Origin of the sequence: Erythrobacter sp. NFXS35 (assembly GCF_040148725.1) — a bacterium.
Lineage (GTDB): Bacteria > Pseudomonadota > Alphaproteobacteria > Sphingomonadales > Sphingomonadaceae > Erythrobacter.
The window spans coordinates 164701-179705 of record NZ_JAGDEB010000002.1; the positions used below are offsets into that span (position 1 = coordinate 164701).

Genomic DNA, 15005 nt, shown 5'->3' on the forward strand with positions numbered 1-15005 from the left:
GCGTATTAAGAGGCTAATACGCCTTCAAGGGACTTCACAGGGCGCGGCGAGAGCGGCGCCCCGGTAACGGAACGGATTGTAATGCAAGGACTGGCTGTACTCGTCGATCTACTCGGAATGCTAACCCAAGTGCTGGTGATGCTCATCATCGTGCAATTCGTGATCGGATTGCTGTTTGCCTTCAACGTCGTGAGCCCCAGCAACGAATTCCTGCGGCAGGTGTATGATTCGATCAACCGCCTGCTGGAACCGGTGCTGCGCCCGATCCGCAACATCATGCCCGATACCGGCGCGATCGACTTCTCGCCGCTGGTGCTGATCTTTGGTCTGCAGGCGATAATACTCGTACTAGGTCGCATTGTGGCGGGTTACTGATGCCGACAGCCGCCCTGATCGACGGCAAGGCGTTTGCCGAAGCCTTGCGCACGCGCGTCGGCACGGCGGCCACGGCGTTTGCGCAGAACACCGGGCGGCGGCCCGGCCTGGCGGTGGTGCTGGTGGGCGAGGATGCCGCCAGCCAGGTCTATGTCGGTGCCAAGGGCAAGGCGTGCGCCGCCGCAGGGATGGCGAGCATCGAACACCGCCTGCCCGCCGAAACCAGCGAGGCGGCGCTGCTGTCGCTGGTCGAGCGGCTCAATCAGGACGAGGCGGTCGACGGCATACTGGTACAGTTGCCCTTGCCCGCGCATCTCGACGAACAGGCGATCATCGCCGCGATCAACCCGGACAAGGACGTGGACGGGTTCCATGTCATCAGCGCCGGGCGGCTGGCGGTGGGTCAGCCGGGCTTCGTGCCCTGCACCCCGCTGGGCTGTATCATGCTGCTGAAGGACCGGCTGGGCGATGACCTGTCGGGCCTCGATGCGGTGGTGATCGGGCGGTCGAACATCGTCGGCAAGCCGATGGCGCAGCTGCTGGTGGATGCCAACGCCACCGTCACCATCGCCCATAGCCGCACCCGCGATCTGCCCGCACTGGTGCGCCGCGCCGATATCGTGGTTGCCGCAGTGGGCCGGGCGGAAATGGTGCAAGCCGACTGGATCAAGCCGGGCGCGACCGTGATCGATGTCGGCATCAACCGCCTGCCGCCAGAGCCGGGCAAGGAAAAGGGCCGGTTGGTGGGCGATGTTGCCTTCGACGAGGCACGGCAAGTCGCGGGTGCGATCACCCCGGTGCCGGGCGGGGTCGGGCCGATGACCATCGCTGTGCTGCTGCGCAACACCCTGATCGCCGCGCACCGCCACGCGGGCCTTCCTGCGCCGGAGGGTCTGTGAAGCGCGCCGCCGCGCTGATTGTGGCAGGCGCGCTCGCCGCAACGCTCGCCGCCTGCGCCGCGCCGCGCCAGGGGCCGCCCACCGCCGTCATCAACCGCGCACTGGCAAGCGCACCGGGCGCCGCGCAACCGAGCAATGTGGTTGCCGCTGAGATCGCCTTTGCCCGCGCTGCGCGCGAACAGGGCCAGTGGACCGCCTTCCGCCAATTCGCCGCGCCCGGAGCGTTGATTCACGCGCCCTCGGGGCCGGTGCCGCTCGACACGTTTCTCGCCGGCCAGTCCGACCCCGCCGAAGCCGTGCAGTGGGAACCGCGCGCCGTAGCAATCAGCTGCGACGGGGCAATGGCAGTCAGTCAGGGGCGCTACCGCGATCCGCAAGGCATGGTCGGCAATTTCGTGACCGTGTGGGAACGCCAATCGGACGGCGAATATCGTTATGTCTTCGATGCGGGCGGACCGGACGTGCCGCAACCGCCGCCGAGGAAACAGTTCGAGGACGGGGATATCGTCGTCACCTCGATCGACGCGGTGCTGGGGCTGGTCGCCTCCTGCCCGCGCGGCGGCGCAGTGCCACCGCCGCCCGCCATGCCGATCGGCGAGGACGGCAAGGCCGATGCCCGCCTCAGCCGCGACGGCACTTTGCGTTGGCGCTGGGAGCACCGCGACGACGGCACCCGCTATGCCGAAGTCGAATATTACTACGAAGGCCGCTGGCTGACCGCCTTCAAACAAAGCCTGACGCCGGCAGGCGGGCAGTGACGCGCCGCCGATGATTGTCACCGAACTTTTCGTCTCCGCCTTCATCACGCTGTTCGTGGTGATCGATCCGCCCGGCTGCGCGCCGATCTATGCCGGGCTGACCAAGGGCGCGAGCCCGACGCAGGCGCGCAACATGGCGCTTCGCGCAACATTCATCGCGGCGATCATCCTGCTGATCTTCGCGCTGTTCGGCCAGCAATTGCTCGGCGCGCTGCATATCGAACTCGACAGCTTCCGCATCGCAGGCGGGCTGATGCTGTTCTTCATCGCGTTTGAAATGGTGTTCGAAAAGCGCACCCAGCGCCGCGAGGAACGCGCCGAGAAGATCGCAGCCACGCCCGAAGTCGAGGATGTCTCGGTGTTCCCGATGGCAATGCCGATGCTGGCCGGACCAGGGGCGATCGCGGCAATCATGCTGCTGATGAACGAGGCCGAAGGCTTGCCCGGAATGGTTGAAGTGCTGGCGGCGCTGGCAGCGGTGCTGGTGATCACTGCGGCGGCGCTGGTGGCGGCGGGTCCGCTGATCCGGCTGCTGGGCGACAAGGTCGAAGCGGTCATCACACGGCTACTGGGCGTGCTGCTGGCCGCGCTGGCGGCGCAATATGTGATAGACGGACTTAAAGGCAGCTTCGGCATCTGATATCGCCGACGCGGGTGCAACCGCAGTTGCCTTACCGCAGATTTCTGGCATCGTCCCCTTCGCAGGTGAATGGGGGGACAATCGCCATGCCGTTTCCGTTTTGGGCTGCGGCTTTGCCGTCAGCGCTATGGTTGGGGATTCTGGCTGCGCCTGCCGCGCTTGCACAAGATATCCCTGCCGCCGCCACCGGCACCGAACAGGCCGCTATTATCGCCGAGATCGAGGCCTTCGGTACAGGCGATGCGTCAGCCGATCCGGCCGCTGATCTGGTCAAGATCGCCGATCTGCGCCGCCGTATCGCCGCGCATGGCGGACTGCCTGCCACCGAATTGGGACTGCTCGAATCCGCTGAGGGCGCCGCGCATTTCTACTTGCGCGATTTCGACGCTGCCGCAGCAGCCTATGGCCGCGCCGGACCGCTGTTGGAAGCAGGCGGCGCACCGCCCGATGAACTGGCGGGGTTCTATAACAACCGCGCTTCGATCCTCGCCGCGATCGGGCGCTATGCCGAGGCCGAGGCCGATCACCGCCGCGCGCTCGCGATCCGCCGCGGCATCGAAGGGGAGCGCGGCGAGGCCGTGTCATCATCGCTGTTCGGGCTGGGCTATGTCTATTACCGGCAGGGGCGGATCGAGGAATCGCTGCCCTTCCTGCGCGAGGCGGCGGAGCAGCAGCTTGATTTCGTGCGGACCGGCAATCCGCTACCGATCGTGCGCATGACCTCGCTCGCGAGCGTGCTGGGCCGATCCGGGCGCACCGCCGAAGGTCTTGCCGCTGCGCGCAAGGCCGAGGCGCTGGCGCGCGAATACCTTGGGCCCGATCACCCCACCTTCGGCATCGCGCTCAACAACCTCGGCAATGCTCTGATCGAGAACCGCATTTTCCGCGAGGCGATCCCGGTGCTACGCGAATCGATGGCGGTGCGGATCGCCACCGTCGGCGAACGGGCGAGCGGCACCGCCATTACCATGCGCAATCTCGCCACCGCACTGAAGGCGAGCGGACAGCAGGCCGACGCCGAAGAACTAAACCGCCGTGCGCTTGAAATCTACGAGGGGACCGGCGAGGTCGAAACCCCGTTCGCGCTCGCCTATCTCTATGCCGAACTGGCCGATTTCGCCGCACGACGGGGCGAGTGGGATCGGTATTTCGCGCTGTCGGACAAATCGCTCGAAAGCGCCGATGCCGCGCTCGAACAGGACAGCGCGGAGCAGGCGCATATCCACCTGTACCGCGCCGAATGGCTGCTGCGCAAAGGCGATCTTGCGGCTGCCCGCGCCGAAGCGGAACGGTGGGTACCGGTGATGCAATCGGATCTGATCGCGGCCCACGAAGACCGCATCTGGGCGGAAATGCTGCTCGCCCGCCTGCGCCAGTTGACAGGTGAGGACGCAGCCAGCGTTACCACGCTCGCCGACGCGGCCATGGACAAGCTGGAAAGCAAGCTCGCCGATCTCGCGGTGTCGGACGGGGCGCTGGTACGCGAGGCACAGCGCCACCGCGAGGCGGCGATCCTCTACCTCGCGCTGGCCGCCGATCTGGCCGATGAGGAGCGGATGGTCCGCTCGATGCAGCTGGCCAACATCTCCGAACTGGCGCGCGGGCAGCAATTCGCTCAGCCTGCGGATGGCGGCGGCGAGGATGGGGCGCTGGCACTCAGGGCTCGGCTGCTCGATCTCGCCCGCACCACCGCGGAACTGCGCGCGCGGCTGGAGGCGGCGCAGCTGGATGAAAGCGCCGATCGTGACGCGCTGGCGCGGCAGCTGACCGCCGCCGACAGCGCCGCCGATGCCATCGAAGCCAGGCTTCTGCGCGAGCATCCGGAGTTCGTCGCCCGCTGCCGCCCTCAACCGCTGACCCTCGCCCGGTTACGCGCCCGGATGCAGGACGGTGACCTGCTGCTCGCCCCGATCGAAGGCGAGGCACGCACATGGGTGCTGGCGATCGACAAGGACAGCTTGCGCTGGACGACACTCGACACCGCGCAGCTGGGCAAGCAGGTGGCGGCCTTGCGCGAAGCGGTCGATCTGCCCGATCCTGCGCTGGCCAGCTTCCCGCTCGGCACCGCGCACGCCCTGTTCCGCGATCTCCTTCCGCACGGGCTAGGCAATGCGCGCCGTGTGCTGGTGCACGGCGGGGAGCGGCTCGCCAGCCTGCCTGTCGCCCTGCTGACCACGCGCGCGCATGATGGGCCGCTGGCCGATGCGCCCTGGCTGGTCCGTACAGCGAGCGTGCAGGTGCTGAGCAATCTTGCGCTGTTCAAACCGGAGCAGCCGGTGCGCGCGCCGCAGCGCAGCCGCCGCTTCGTCGGTGTCGGCGGGGTCGAACTGCCCGCCGCCTCTGCCGACAACGCACCGCGCCTTGCCGGACTGTTCCGCAGCGGACGCCCGGATCGCGGCGTGATCGTTAATTTGCCCGCGCTGCCCGCTGCGGCGCAGGAGCTGCGCGGGCTGGCGGAGGCGTTTCCGACCGAAGGGCGTATGCTGCTGATCGGGCCGGATGCTGCCGAAGAACGCTTCAAGGGCGCCGATCTGACCCGGCTCGACGTGCTGGCCTTCGCCACGCACGGGATGGTTGCGGGCGAAATGACGGGCCTTTGGGAGCCTGCGCTGCTGCTCGGCACCAGCGATCCGTCGGCGGGCGAGGACGGGCTGCTGGGCGCAAGCGAGATCGCGCGGCTGACGATCGATGCCGACTGGGTGATTCTATCGGCCTGCAACACCGCCAGCGGGGCCAGCGACGGGGCGCCGTCCTATTCTGGGCTGGCGACCGCCTTCGCGCAGAGCGGCGCGCGCGCATTGCTGCTGTCGCACTGGCGGGTGCGCGACGATGCGGCAGCGTGGCTCAGCGTGCGGACGCTGGAGGCGGTGAATGGGGGCGAGAGCCGGGCGGGGGCGCTGCGGCAGGCGCAGCTGGCGCTGATCGGCGATAGCGGGATGGAAGGCGCAAGCCATCCTGCGATCTGGGCACCATTCGTGCTGATCGAAAACTGATGCGCTCGAAACGCTCTATTGCAGCGTAACGATTTCCTCGCCGCCGTCGTGACGGCCATAGAACTGCATCAGCTGCACCAGCAATTCGCAGCGGTCGGTCAGCGTTTCGGCCTCGAGCAGCGCCTGTTTGCTGGCCGGATCGAACGGCGCGATCTGCGAAACGCCGTTGATCAGCGTGCGATCGTCGAGCCGCTCGACCGAATCCCAGTCGACGCTGTAGCCCTGATTTTCGGCAAACAGCCGCGCCTCACGCTCAAACCCGCCGCGCTGGGCATGGGACAGGGTTTCGTCCTCGTCCTCGTCATAGATATCCGCCTCGATCTGGCGGAACGCGGTGGTGACATCGAGTTCGCGCACCAGCCGGAAGCGGGCAATGCCTTCGAGAACCAGATTGTAGCGCCCGTCCTCCATCGCCTGAAATTCGCCGATGCGCCCGACACAGCCGACACTGTAGAGCGGCGCGCCTTCCACCGAACGCTGCGGTTGGATCATCGCGATTTGCCGGTCGCGGATCAGCGCATCACCCACCAGCGCACGGTAACGCGGCTCGAACATGTGCAGCGGCAATTGCAGTCCGGGGAACAGCACGGCTCCGGTCAGCGGAAAGATCGACAGGCGTTTGGTCATTGCGTCCTCAGCCGAACAGGATCTTGGACAGGCGGCGGCGGACGGCGACCACCCACTCATCCTCCAGCCCGATCGCTTCGAAAATCTTGAGCAGCTTGGCCCGCGCCGCGCCGTCATTCCATTCGCGGTCGGCGGCGACCATGGCGAGCAGGGCATCGGCCGCCACATCGCGCTGACCGGCAGCGAAGGCGCCTTCGGCATAGGCGAACTGCGCGTCCATATCGGCTGGATCGGCCTCGGCTGCAGCGCGCAGAGCGGCAAGCTCGCCATCATCGACGCGCGTGCCCGCCAATTCGATCGCGCTGCGGGCGGCAGCGATGGCAGGATCGGCGGCAAGACGCGGATCGGTTTCGATTGCCTGCATCACACGACCTGCTTCGTCGATCTGGTCCATCTGCACCAGCGCCCGAACCAGCCCGGCATGGGCCGGCGCGTTGTCGGGCGCGAATTCGGTGATCTGGGCGAAAATCCCCGCAGCCCGCTGCGGATCGCCGCCCGCCAACGCATCCTCGCCCATCTTCACATATTGCGCGAGTTCCTCGGGCGAGGGACCTTTCGGCGCAGTTTCGGTTGCCCCGTCCTGCAGCGGCAATTGTGCAATCAGCTGATCGAGCGCCGCCTTCAGCTGCGATTCGCTGCGCGCACTGGTCAGATCGGCGACCGGCTGACCCTGAAACATCGCATAGACCGTGGGGATCGAACGCACCTGGAACTGCGCGGCGATGAACTGTTCCTCGTCGACATTGATCTTGGCCAGCACCACGCCCTTGTCGGCATATTCGGCCGCGATCTTCTCCAGCACCGGGGTGAGCGCCTTGCACGGCCCGCACCACTCGGCCCAGAAATCGAGAATGACGAGCTTCGTCTGCGAAGGGTCAACCACCGCCTGGCGGAAGCGTTCGACTGCCTTCTGTTCGTCAATGCTCAGTCCCGTGCTGGCCAAGGTATGCTCCTGTCGTTGCGCGTCGGTAAGGATTCTGCCGCCCAATGTGGGGCATCTTTGCCCAATGTGAAGCGCGCATTTGCACTACCGGTCAAGCGCATGCCGATGGCGCCGCGCAAAGCGCCCATTTTGCGCTTGCAGGCTTCGCAAGGCACTGCTAATCGCGCCGCCTCTCCGGCAGCTACCGCCTTCGTGACGATAGCTGCCAGCGCCAGTGAGCGGGCGTAGCTCAGGGGTAGAGCACAACCTTGCCAAGGTTGGGGTCGAGGGTTCGAATCCCTTCGCCCGCTCCAGTCTTTCCGATCCGTGTCGAGATTTTCCGCGTCAGCGGAGCAGGCGCCGTTGGCGTCGACGGAGGCAAAGGTTGACTATTGGCGGGTGCCCTGCGCGGGCCGGAGAAAACCTCTGCGCCGCCGCGATCCCGAAGAGCGCGCTGCCCCGGCATGTGGTCGCATCGTAATGGAACAATCCGCGACCGCCCCGGTTCAGCCATCCCTCTCAGATAGGAGACGGGATAAATGACTTTCGTACTAATCATAATCGTAGGCGGCATTCTCGGGTGGCTGGCGAGCATCGTCATGCGGACGGATGCCAGCCAGGGAATATTTCTGAACATCGTCGTCGGCATTGTCGGCGCGCTGCTGGCGGGCTTTCTCATCACGCCGCTGATCGGCGGAGCGCCGATCACCTCGGGCTCCTTTGATATCATGTCGTTGATCGCGTCCTTCATCGGCGCATTGGTCCTGCTGGCGATCGTCAATCTGTTCCGTCGCGGCTCGGTGCGCTGAGCCGGTGCGCGAATTATGCAGAAACTCATCGCCGCAGGCATGATCGCCCTCGCCGCCGCCGGTCTGGCCGGGTGCGAACAGCAACCGGAAACGGGCCGCGAGGATATTCTTGAAAGGCAGGCCGAAGCGGCACGCGAAACGGCGGATGCCACCGCCGACACGATGGAGGAGCGCGCTGACGAGATGGGCGGCCTGACCGAGGACCGCATGGAAGAGCGTGCCGAGGAGACCCGCGACCAAGGTGAACGGGTCGCCGAAATGCTCGAGGATCGGGCCGATCAGGTTCCCGAATGATCGATCGCGGGCGGGCCTGCAGTCAGAACAGGCCCGCCCGTGATTTCCTGGGCGCTGTGATCCTCCGGCGGCGCGGCGATAGCGTTAGCGCGCCAGGGTGGTTGCCTGGGCGCCATCGATCACGGCACGGATCGCTGCACGGCCGCGGTTCAACCGGCTCTTGACCGTTCCGATGTTGCATTCCGCGATCTGCGCGGCCTCTTCGTAGGTCAGCCCGCTGCCCGCCACCAGCAACAGCATCTCGCGCTGCTTGTCGGGCAATTCCAGCAGCGCCCGCTCCACGTCTTCGAGATGAAGCGGCAATTCCTGTTCGGGCTCCTGGATCAGGATACGTTCGGCCGCTTCCGGATCCCAGGTGACGGATCGGCCATCCTTGCGGATGGTGGTGTAAAAATGATTGCGCAGGATCGTGAACATCCATGCGCGCAAATTGCTGCCCGGCGTGAAACTGTCACGCGACGACCACGCCCGCATCATCGCTTCCTGCACCAGATCGTCGGCCGCTTCGCGGTGCCGGCACAGCCCGCGAGCGAAGGCGCGGAGCGACGGGATCAAGGTGACCATGTGATCCTTGAAGGATTCAAGATCCTCCCCGGCAAGTGCGACTGATGCTGTCTCGGACATTCGTTTCTTCCCTCATTTTCTCCCGTTCATCGCCGAGCCTGGCGGTCAGCACACTAAACTCTGCAGGTATTTGCTCGGCAGCGATGCGGTCGAAAATCCGCCTGATCGCGGCATCGAGGGGGTCGATTCCGGTCGGGAAGCGGCAAATCATGCCGGTTCGATAGGGGGGTTCGATCATCGGTTCGTCCGTCTTGCTGCTGCGCGTCCCGACAATCGGAAGGCGGGACGGCGCAGGGGAAAGAGGCGGGTAGAGCGATACCGGAGGCAAAATGTTCCGTATCGCCCGACATGCACCGATCCTGCGCAGGCGCGGCGGAACAAGTTCGGTGCGGCGCGGTTTGCCTCCACCCACGCCCGGAAGGAGACCAAGCATGCTCAGAAAAGTCATTGGCGCTGCCCTCGGCGCGAAACTCGCCAAGTCATCGCCCGCCGTGGGCGGAGCGGCCGGAACGGTGATCGCCACTGCGGTACCCTTCGTGCTGTCCCGCGTGGCCCTGCCCGGACTGGCGATGATCGGAGCGGGTGCGCTTGCGTTCAATTACTACCGCAAGCACCGCGACGGAACCGGGCACGGCACGGGCAGAGCGGGCGAGCAGGGACACGAAGGCACGCCGCGCCCATCAGCGAAACCAGAGACAGTGCCTTATGTAAGTTCGGCAAACCCCGATGCGCATTAACCGGCCGGATGGGTCGTTTTCATCGAACGGCTGTCTCGAAAGGATCGAATATGCGCATTGCTTTGATAATCGCTTCCGGCTTGCTTGCGACTGCCTGCGATAACCGCGAGGCCGATGATACGGCCGTCCTGCCTGCCGACAACATGGGGCAGATGGCGGGGCAAATGGGCGACAACGCCATGGCGGCCGATATGCCGACCACTGCAGAAGATTATGTGCAAAGGACCGCGATCTCGGACATGTACGAGATCCAGGCTGGCCAGCTGGCAGTCGAGAACGGCAGCTCGGACGAGGTGCGCGCTTTTGGCAGGATGATGATCGACGATCACACCGCATCGACGCGCGATCTGATGGCGGCTGCCGGCCAGTCGGGCGGACCGGCCAGCATGCCGACACAGCTCGACAGCGAGCATCGGGCGATGATCGATAGGCTCGAAAATCTCGACGGGGAGAACTTCGATAACGAATACATGACCCAGCAGATGGCGGCACATCGCAAGGCGCTGGCCATGCACGAGGCTTACGCCGAACGCGGCGATAATGCTGAGCTGCGGCAGTTCGCCCAAAACGTCGTGCCAGTGATCCGCGGTCACTATGGTCGGCTCGAACGCAATACGTCTGCCTATGGCGGCACGGCGAACAACGCTATGGCCGGTGCGGGCGCGGACAACCGGATGGCCCCGACCCGATAGGACGCAGGCAAAGCGAAGCGGCAAGCGGGCGGCCTTGCGGTCGCCCGCTTGCATCATGCGTGCAACTGCCCCACCCCGGCCGGATTCACTTTTGCGCGGCGTCTGCCGGAACTCTGCCGGGTTCCGGTGCATCGTCAGGGGCGATCAGCGCCGCCATGAAGCGCTGCGACCACCACCGCACGTCTTGCGTCTCCACGCTTTCCAGCATCGCCTTGTGCCGGGCGCGCCGCTCGGACAGCGGCATCGCCAGAGCGCGCGCGATGCCGTCGGCCATGTCTTCGGTGCTGTGCGGATTGACGATCACTGCGGAATCAAGCTGCGCTGCGGCTCCGGCAAAGCACGACAGCACCAGGACGCCCGGGTCAGCGGGGTCCTGGGCGGCGACATATTCCTTGGCGACAAGGTTCATGCCGTCGCGCAGCGGCGTGATCAGCCCGACCCGCGCTGCCCGGTAGATGCCGAACAGCTGGTCACGCGAATAACCCTTGTTGACGTAACGGACCGGCACCCAGTCGATGCCCGCGAACTCCCCGTTGATGCTGCCCGACAGACTGTTGAGATCGGCGCGAATCTGCTGATAGCTGGGGACATCCCCGCGCGAAGGCGGTGCGATCTGCAACAGGAACACCTTTTCGCACAGGTCCGGCCGAGAGGTGAGCAGCAGTTCATAGGCCGAGAAGCGTTCCTGCAGCCCCTTCGAATAATCCAGTCGGTCGACGCCGACGATGATGTCCTTGCCCACCGCGCTGTCGATCAGCCGCGTTTCGGCCTCAACCGCCGCAGGCGTGCCTTCCGCAGCGCAGAATTCAGCCGTGTCGAGACCGATCGGACAGATCAGCAGCAGTGATGTCCGAGCGCCGAAGATCACTCTATCGCCCTCCAGCCGCGCATCCAGATGCGCCGCGACATAGTCCATGAAGGCCTGCCGCCACTCGTACGAATGAAAGCCGATGACATCGTAGCTGAGCAGGCTTTCCACCAGTTGCCGATGATCGGGCAGCGACACCAACAGGCTTGGCGGCGGCCACGGGGTGTGCAGGAAAAAGCCGATGCGATTGTCGAACCCGCGTTCGCGCAACAGCCGGCCCAGCGGCATCAGGTGATAATCATGCACCCAGATGAGATCGTCCGTTTCGATCAGCGGGCCGACGGTGTCGGCGAACCGGCTGTTCACCCGCGCATAGCCGCCGGCATAATCGCGGGCGATCTCGGTCAGGTCGAGCCGGTAGTGGAACAGCGGCCACAAGGTGCGGTTGGCGAAACCGTTGTAATATTCGTCGATATCCTGCGCTTCGAGATCGATGGTGGCGGTCGCCACCCCTTCCGCTCGGCGGAAGGTGATCTGCCCGGTGAATTCCTCGGTCAATTCGCCCGACCAGCCGAACCAGATGCCGTTGCTTTCGCGCAAGGCCACGGCAAGAGCGACCGCCAGCCCGCCGCGATTGGCGGTTTCTCCCTCGTGATCGACCTGCACGCGGTTCGATATGGCGATCAGGCGACGCATTGGATTGCCCTCCGTCTGGCAAAGGCACATCGCCGAAAACAAATTCCGTCCGCGTGCGGTCATTCCCCCTCAGGTCGTCGGATCGCGCACCATAAGGTGCAAAGATATAGCCCATGTGATGGAAGCTCACGGCCAGCACCAGATTTCCGCCGCGTTTGCTGGCGGTTCGCTAGTCGTTTGCCGGGCCTTGCGTGTTGCGCAATTCCCGCGCGCAGGTGCCCGCTGCCGAACAGCACGGCGCACTAACGCGAGATAGCAAGCTAGGAGATGGAGGGTCCTCGCCTGCCTGCTAGCCTGCAACGCAATTCTTCGCGCTGTTTCAATCCGGATCAGGAGTTTTTCGATGTCCCTTTTAGATCGCCTGGCCGCCACGCTCACTCCGGCCGCTTCCGACGAGGAGCGGAGGGAAACCCGGCTCGGCTTCGAGAAAATCGCGGAAGGCCAATTGTTCGCCGAGGACATTCTTCGCCAGCACAAACAGATCGAACAACTGTTCGCGCAGGCGCGCAGCGCGTCGGGCCCGGCGGCGCAGGCAGCCGTGACCGAACTGAGCCTGCTGCTTAACGCCCATGCCATGGCGGAAGAGGCGGTGATCTATCCCGAAGTGTCCGAGAACAGCGGCAAGACCCATGCCGGGATGGCCTATGAGGAACACGTCATGACCAAGGTGCAACTGGCAAAGTTGCAGAAGCTCGAACCGGGCAGCGAGGAATGGATCGAGAAGCTCGATCATATCGAAAGCGCCGTTCAGCAGCACATCCACCAGGAAGAAGGCAGCTGGCTGCCCGACGTGATCCGCAACGCGCCGCTGGAGATCCGCCAGCGCATGAGCGTCGAATACCGCAACTACTTCGATCGGTTCGACCGCGGCTGATGGCTGCCTGACACCCCATCCCCGTCCCCGCCGGGTTGCGACCCGCCTGGCCCGGATCGGGGTAGCGCCCGCAAGCAGGAGAAGGTGCCCCCTGAGCCCCCTCGGCTCACCCCTTCCCTCCTTGCGGGCGCTTTTACGTCAGCACTGCGCGCGTAATCCCGCACGGATCAGCTCTATCCCGTCCATCGGTGCAAACCAAAAAACCCCCGCCCATCGCTGGGCGGGGGAGTATGGGGCAATCACCGGACGGGCGTCACAGCGCACATCATCCGGCAAGAGCTTTGCCAGAAAGAATCGGGGCCTCCTGGTGCCTTCGGCTTTGCAACCCGGGGCCAAAACTGGCTCTAACCTGAATTGCCTTTCACCCGAATTGGTGAATTCACGGTAACTATCGTGTTACCGCACCAGCTCGTCAGCCCCGCAGTGTCGGTCCCGACGTAACCATGCCCGGCTTCAGAACCACCTTGATCCAGTTGTTCTGCTCTTCCTTGAAGGATTTGTAGCCGCGAGCGGCTTCTTCCAGCGGTAGTCGGTGACTGATCAGAAAGGTCGTGTCGATCGCCCCCTCTTCGATCTTGGCGAGCAGATCGTGAAGGTAACGCTGCACATGGGTCTGCCCGGTGCGGATCTGCAGGCCCTTTTCCATCAGCGCGCCCAGCGGAAACTTGTCGGTCATGCCGCCATAAACGCCGGGGATCGATACCCGCCCGCCGGGACGCACTGCAAGGATCGCCTGCTTCAGCGCGCTTGCACGGTCAGCGCCGACGCCAACCTTCTGCTTGGCGATGTCGATCATGTTGTCGATCGCAAAGCCATGCGCCTCCATACCGACTGCATCGATCACCGCATCCACGCCGATCCCGCCAGACATCTCCATCAGCGCCTCCCGCACGTTCGAGTGCCGGAAATCGACGGTGTCTGCGCCAAGCATCCGCGCCAGTGCGAGGCGGTGCGGATAGTGATCGATCGCGATCACCCGCGCTGCGCCCATCGCCAATGCCGATTGCACGGCGAACAGCCCGACCGGGCCGCAACCCCATACCGCCACGGTGTCGTCAGGCTGGATTTCCGCGTTTTCCGCCGCCATCCAGCCGGTGGGCAGGATGTCCGACAGGAACAGTACCTGATCGTCATCGAGATGGTCGGGCACCGCGATCGGGCCGACGTCGGAAAACGGCACGCGGACATATTCCGCCTGCCCGCCGGAATAGCCGCCGGTGAGGTGCGAATAGCCGAAAATGCCCGCCATCGGATGGCCGTAGAGCATTTCGGATGCGTCCTGCTTCTCGACCGGGTTGGAGTTCTCGCAGGCGCTGAACTGGCTGATCTTGCAGTGAAAGCAACCCCCACAGCTGATGGTGAAGGGGACGACGACGCGCTGCCCCTTGCGCAGGGTGCTGGAGGTGCCGGTATCGACCACCTCACCCATGAATTCATGCCCGAGGATGTCGCCGGGCTTCACCATCGGGATGACCCCGTCGTAAAGATGCAGGTCGCTGCCGCAAATCGCGGTCGACGTGACCTTGATGATCGCATCGCGCGGGTTGACGATTTCGGGATCGGCAACATTGTCCACCTGCACATCCTGTGTGCCCTGCCATGTCAGCGCGCGCATTATGCATGCTCCTTTTTGCTGCCTGCCTGCTGCTGGTCGCTGCGGTCTGCCCGGCACCGCGCGGACGTGGAAATTTCGCCGGTTTCCATGAGCATCTTGAAACGTTTGAGATCATGGCGGGCCTGAAGTTCGGGCGATCGTCGCATCAGCTTGGCCAGCATCTTGCCGGCCGCCCCGCCGACCGGCTTGTAGGCGATAATTAGGCCGACACGTGTGCCACGCTCGCCGGGGGCATCCTCGAAAGTGACGCGGCCCTCGGTCTCGATTTCCGACTCCGGGGTTGAACGCCAGGCGATCAGTTCATTATCGATTTCGCGCACGACCCGCGTTTCGACCGCGAAGGTCTTGCCCGCTGGCGCACGGATGAACCAAGTGTTGCGCCCGGCCTCTGTCGCGTCGGGCTCCACCTTCTCCAGATTCTCCATGAATTCGGAAAGGTTGGAGAAATCTCTCCAGAACCGGAACAGTTCGGCTCGCGGCCTGCGGATCGTCACGCTGCGCCCCACCACATCGAAGCTGCCGAAGGATCGCCGTGCCGTGAAGCCGGGGGCATTGTCCGAACGGATATCCGAACGGCGGCGGGCGTTCGCCACTCCGAATGCCACGGCAGGAATCGCCGCGAGGCCGATTCCGAGAACGGCAAGGTTCGACCACGAACGGTGGGGTCGAAGGGACATCGGGCTTCTCCCGGTCTAGCGATAG

17 protein-coding genes and 1 tRNA gene are annotated in these 15005 nt (G+C 64.8%); 11 read left to right on the forward strand and 7 right to left on the reverse strand.

Annotated features, from left to right (window positions below):
* Nucleotides 1-81 precede the first annotated feature (81 nt).
* The 5 genes from J3454_RS08240 (at nt 82) to J3454_RS08260 (ending at nt 5665) form a co-directional block, all read left to right on the forward strand.
* Nucleotides 82-375 carry a YggT family protein gene (locus J3454_RS08240; protein ID WP_349513289.1) on the forward strand — a complete coding sequence of 98 codons (294 nt, stop codon included), beginning with the start codon at nt 82-84 and terminating at the stop codon, nt 373-375.
* The gene (folD, locus tag J3454_RS08245; RefSeq protein WP_349513290.1) at nt 375-1274 is read left to right on the forward strand and encodes a bifunctional methylenetetrahydrofolate dehydrogenase/methenyltetrahydrofolate cyclohydrolase FolD; all 900 of its coding nucleotides are present in this window, start codon (nt 375-377) and stop codon (nt 1272-1274) included. The genes J3454_RS08240 and folD overlap by 1 nt, the downstream gene beginning before the upstream one ends.
* Nucleotides 1271-2032 carry a Cif family virulence factor gene (locus J3454_RS08250; RefSeq protein WP_349513291.1) on the forward strand — a complete coding sequence of 254 codons (762 nt, stop codon included), beginning with the start codon at nt 1271-1273 and terminating at the stop codon, nt 2030-2032. Before folD ends, J3454_RS08250 begins: the two co-directional genes overlap by 4 nt.
* Before the next feature lie 10 nt (nt 2033-2042).
* Nucleotides 2043-2672, forward strand: a complete 630-nt coding sequence (locus tag J3454_RS08255; protein ID WP_349513292.1) for a MarC family protein — start codon at nt 2043-2045, stop codon at nt 2670-2672.
* A gap of 86 nt (nt 2673-2758) precedes the next feature.
* Nucleotides 2759-5665, forward strand: coding sequence for a CHAT domain-containing tetratricopeptide repeat protein (locus J3454_RS08260; RefSeq protein WP_349513293.1), 2907 nt, complete (start codon nt 2759-2761; stop codon nt 5663-5665).
* 15 nt (nt 5666-5680) lie between these two features.
* On the opposite strand, the gene J3454_RS08265 is transcribed toward J3454_RS08260, so the two are convergent.
* Entirely contained in the window at nt 5681-6292 is a 612-nt protein-coding gene (locus J3454_RS08265) for an LON peptidase substrate-binding domain-containing protein (RefSeq protein WP_349513294.1), read from the reverse strand.
* Nucleotides 6293-6299: 7 nt separating this feature from the next.
* The gene (locus J3454_RS08270) at nt 6300-7235 is read right to left on the reverse strand and encodes a tetratricopeptide repeat protein (protein WP_349513295.1); all 936 of its coding nucleotides are present in this window, start codon (nt 7233-7235) and stop codon (nt 6300-6302) included.
* 218 nt (nt 7236-7453) lie between these two features.
* On the opposite strand from J3454_RS08270, the gene J3454_RS08275 reads away from it, so the two are divergent.
* The 3 genes from J3454_RS08275 (at nt 7454) to J3454_RS08285 (ending at nt 8317) form a co-directional block, all read left to right on the forward strand.
* A tRNA-Gly gene (locus tag J3454_RS08275) sits at nt 7454-7528 on the forward strand.
* A gap of 225 nt (nt 7529-7753) precedes the next feature.
* Nucleotides 7754-8023, forward strand: coding sequence for a GlsB/YeaQ/YmgE family stress response membrane protein (locus J3454_RS08280; protein ID WP_349513296.1), 270 nt, complete (start codon nt 7754-7756; stop codon nt 8021-8023).
* A 15-nt stretch (nt 8024-8038) separates the two neighbouring features.
* Complete coding sequence (locus tag J3454_RS08285) at nt 8039-8317, forward strand: hypothetical protein (protein ID WP_349513297.1); 279 nt, start codon at nt 8039-8041, stop codon at nt 8315-8317.
* Between the two features lie 84 nt (nt 8318-8401).
* Here the strand turns inward: J3454_RS08285 and J3454_RS08290 are convergent, their stop codons facing one another.
* Both J3454_RS08290 and J3454_RS08295 read right to left on the reverse strand, forming a co-directional pair.
* Complete coding sequence (locus J3454_RS08290; RefSeq protein ID WP_349513298.1) at nt 8402-8941, reverse strand: sigma-70 family RNA polymerase sigma factor; 540 nt, start codon at nt 8939-8941, stop codon at nt 8402-8404.
* Nucleotides 8898-9119 (reverse strand): hypothetical protein, encoded by a 222-nt coding sequence (locus J3454_RS08295; protein WP_349513299.1) that lies wholly within the window; start codon nt 9117-9119, stop codon nt 8898-8900. The genes J3454_RS08290 and J3454_RS08295 overlap by 44 nt, the downstream gene beginning before the upstream one ends.
* Before the next feature lie 193 nt (nt 9120-9312).
* Here J3454_RS08295 and J3454_RS08300 point away from each other — a divergent pair, with 193 nt between their 5' ends.
* Nucleotides 9313-9618 (forward strand): hypothetical protein, encoded by a 306-nt coding sequence (locus J3454_RS08300; RefSeq protein ID WP_349513300.1) that lies wholly within the window; start codon nt 9313-9315, stop codon nt 9616-9618.
* 50 nt (nt 9619-9668) lie between these two features.
* Nucleotides 9669-10310: a DUF4142 domain-containing protein gene (locus tag J3454_RS08305; protein WP_349513301.1), complete on the forward strand. Its 642-nt coding sequence runs from the start codon at nt 9669-9671 to the stop codon at nt 10308-10310.
* Between the two features lie 85 nt (nt 10311-10395).
* Here J3454_RS08305 and J3454_RS08310 read toward each other — a convergent pair whose 3' ends face one another.
* Nucleotides 10396-11814: an alpha,alpha-trehalose-phosphate synthase (UDP-forming) gene (locus tag J3454_RS08310; RefSeq protein WP_349513302.1), complete on the reverse strand. Its 1419-nt coding sequence runs from the start codon at nt 11812-11814 to the stop codon at nt 10396-10398.
* Nucleotides 11815-12157: 343 nt separating this feature from the next.
* On the opposite strand from J3454_RS08310, the gene J3454_RS08315 reads away from it, so the two are divergent.
* A complete protein-coding gene (locus J3454_RS08315) occupies nt 12158-12688 on the forward strand; it encodes a hemerythrin domain-containing protein (RefSeq protein ID WP_349513303.1) in 531 nt (176 codons plus the stop codon).
* A 412-nt stretch (nt 12689-13100) separates the two neighbouring features.
* On the opposite strand, the gene J3454_RS08320 is transcribed toward J3454_RS08315, so the two are convergent.
* Both J3454_RS08320 and J3454_RS08325 read right to left on the reverse strand, forming a co-directional pair.
* Complete coding sequence (locus J3454_RS08320) at nt 13101-14303, reverse strand: zinc-dependent alcohol dehydrogenase (RefSeq protein ID WP_349513304.1); 1203 nt, start codon at nt 14301-14303, stop codon at nt 13101-13103.
* Nucleotides 14303-14980, reverse strand: coding sequence for an SRPBCC family protein (locus J3454_RS08325; protein ID WP_349513305.1), 678 nt, complete (start codon nt 14978-14980; stop codon nt 14303-14305). Before J3454_RS08325 ends, J3454_RS08320 begins: the two co-directional genes overlap by 1 nt.
* Nucleotides 14981-15005: the final 25 nt, after the last annotated feature.

What these genes read in the sequence shown, in the direction of transcription:
- folD (WP_349513290.1), top strand. Translation starts at nt 375, where the DNA reads ATGCCGACAGCCGCCCTGATCGACGGCAAGGCGTTTGCCGAAGCCTTG.
- J3454_RS08265 (WP_349513294.1), bottom strand. Translation starts at nt 6,292, where the DNA reads ATGACCAAACGCCTGTCGATCTTTCCGCTGACCGGAGCCGTGCTGTTC.
- J3454_RS08310 (WP_349513302.1), bottom strand. Translation starts at nt 11,814, where the DNA reads ATGCGTCGCCTGATCGCCATATCGAACCGCGTGCAGGTCGATCACGAG.
- J3454_RS08255 (WP_349513292.1), top strand. Translation starts at nt 2,043, where the DNA reads ATGATTGTCACCGAACTTTTCGTCTCCGCCTTCATCACGCTGTTCGTG.
- J3454_RS08290 (WP_349513298.1), bottom strand. Translation starts at nt 8,941, where the DNA reads ATGTCCGAGACAGCATCAGTCGCACTTGCCGGGGAGGATCTTGAATCC.
- J3454_RS08315 (WP_349513303.1), top strand. Translation starts at nt 12,158, where the DNA reads ATGTCCCTTTTAGATCGCCTGGCCGCCACGCTCACTCCGGCCGCTTCC.
- J3454_RS08320 (WP_349513304.1), bottom strand. Translation starts at nt 14,303, where the DNA reads ATGCGCGCGCTGACATGGCAGGGCACACAGGATGTGCAGGTGGACAAT.
- J3454_RS08280 (WP_349513296.1), top strand. Translation starts at nt 7,754, where the DNA reads ATGACTTTCGTACTAATCATAATCGTAGGCGGCATTCTCGGGTGGCTG.
- J3454_RS08285 (WP_349513297.1), top strand. Translation starts at nt 8,039, where the DNA reads ATGCAGAAACTCATCGCCGCAGGCATGATCGCCCTCGCCGCCGCCGGT.
- J3454_RS08295 (WP_349513299.1), bottom strand. Translation starts at nt 9,119, where the DNA reads ATGATCGAACCCCCCTATCGAACCGGCATGATTTGCCGCTTCCCGACC.
- J3454_RS08300 (WP_349513300.1), top strand. Translation starts at nt 9,313, where the DNA reads ATGCTCAGAAAAGTCATTGGCGCTGCCCTCGGCGCGAAACTCGCCAAG.
- J3454_RS08325 (WP_349513305.1), bottom strand. Translation starts at nt 14,980, where the DNA reads ATGTCCCTTCGACCCCACCGTTCGTGGTCGAACCTTGCCGTTCTCGGA.
- J3454_RS08260 (WP_349513293.1), top strand. Translation starts at nt 2,759, where the DNA reads ATGCCGTTTCCGTTTTGGGCTGCGGCTTTGCCGTCAGCGCTATGGTTG.
- J3454_RS08305 (WP_349513301.1), top strand. Translation starts at nt 9,669, where the DNA reads ATGCGCATTGCTTTGATAATCGCTTCCGGCTTGCTTGCGACTGCCTGC.
- J3454_RS08240 (WP_349513289.1), top strand. Translation starts at nt 82, where the DNA reads ATGCAAGGACTGGCTGTACTCGTCGATCTACTCGGAATGCTAACCCAA.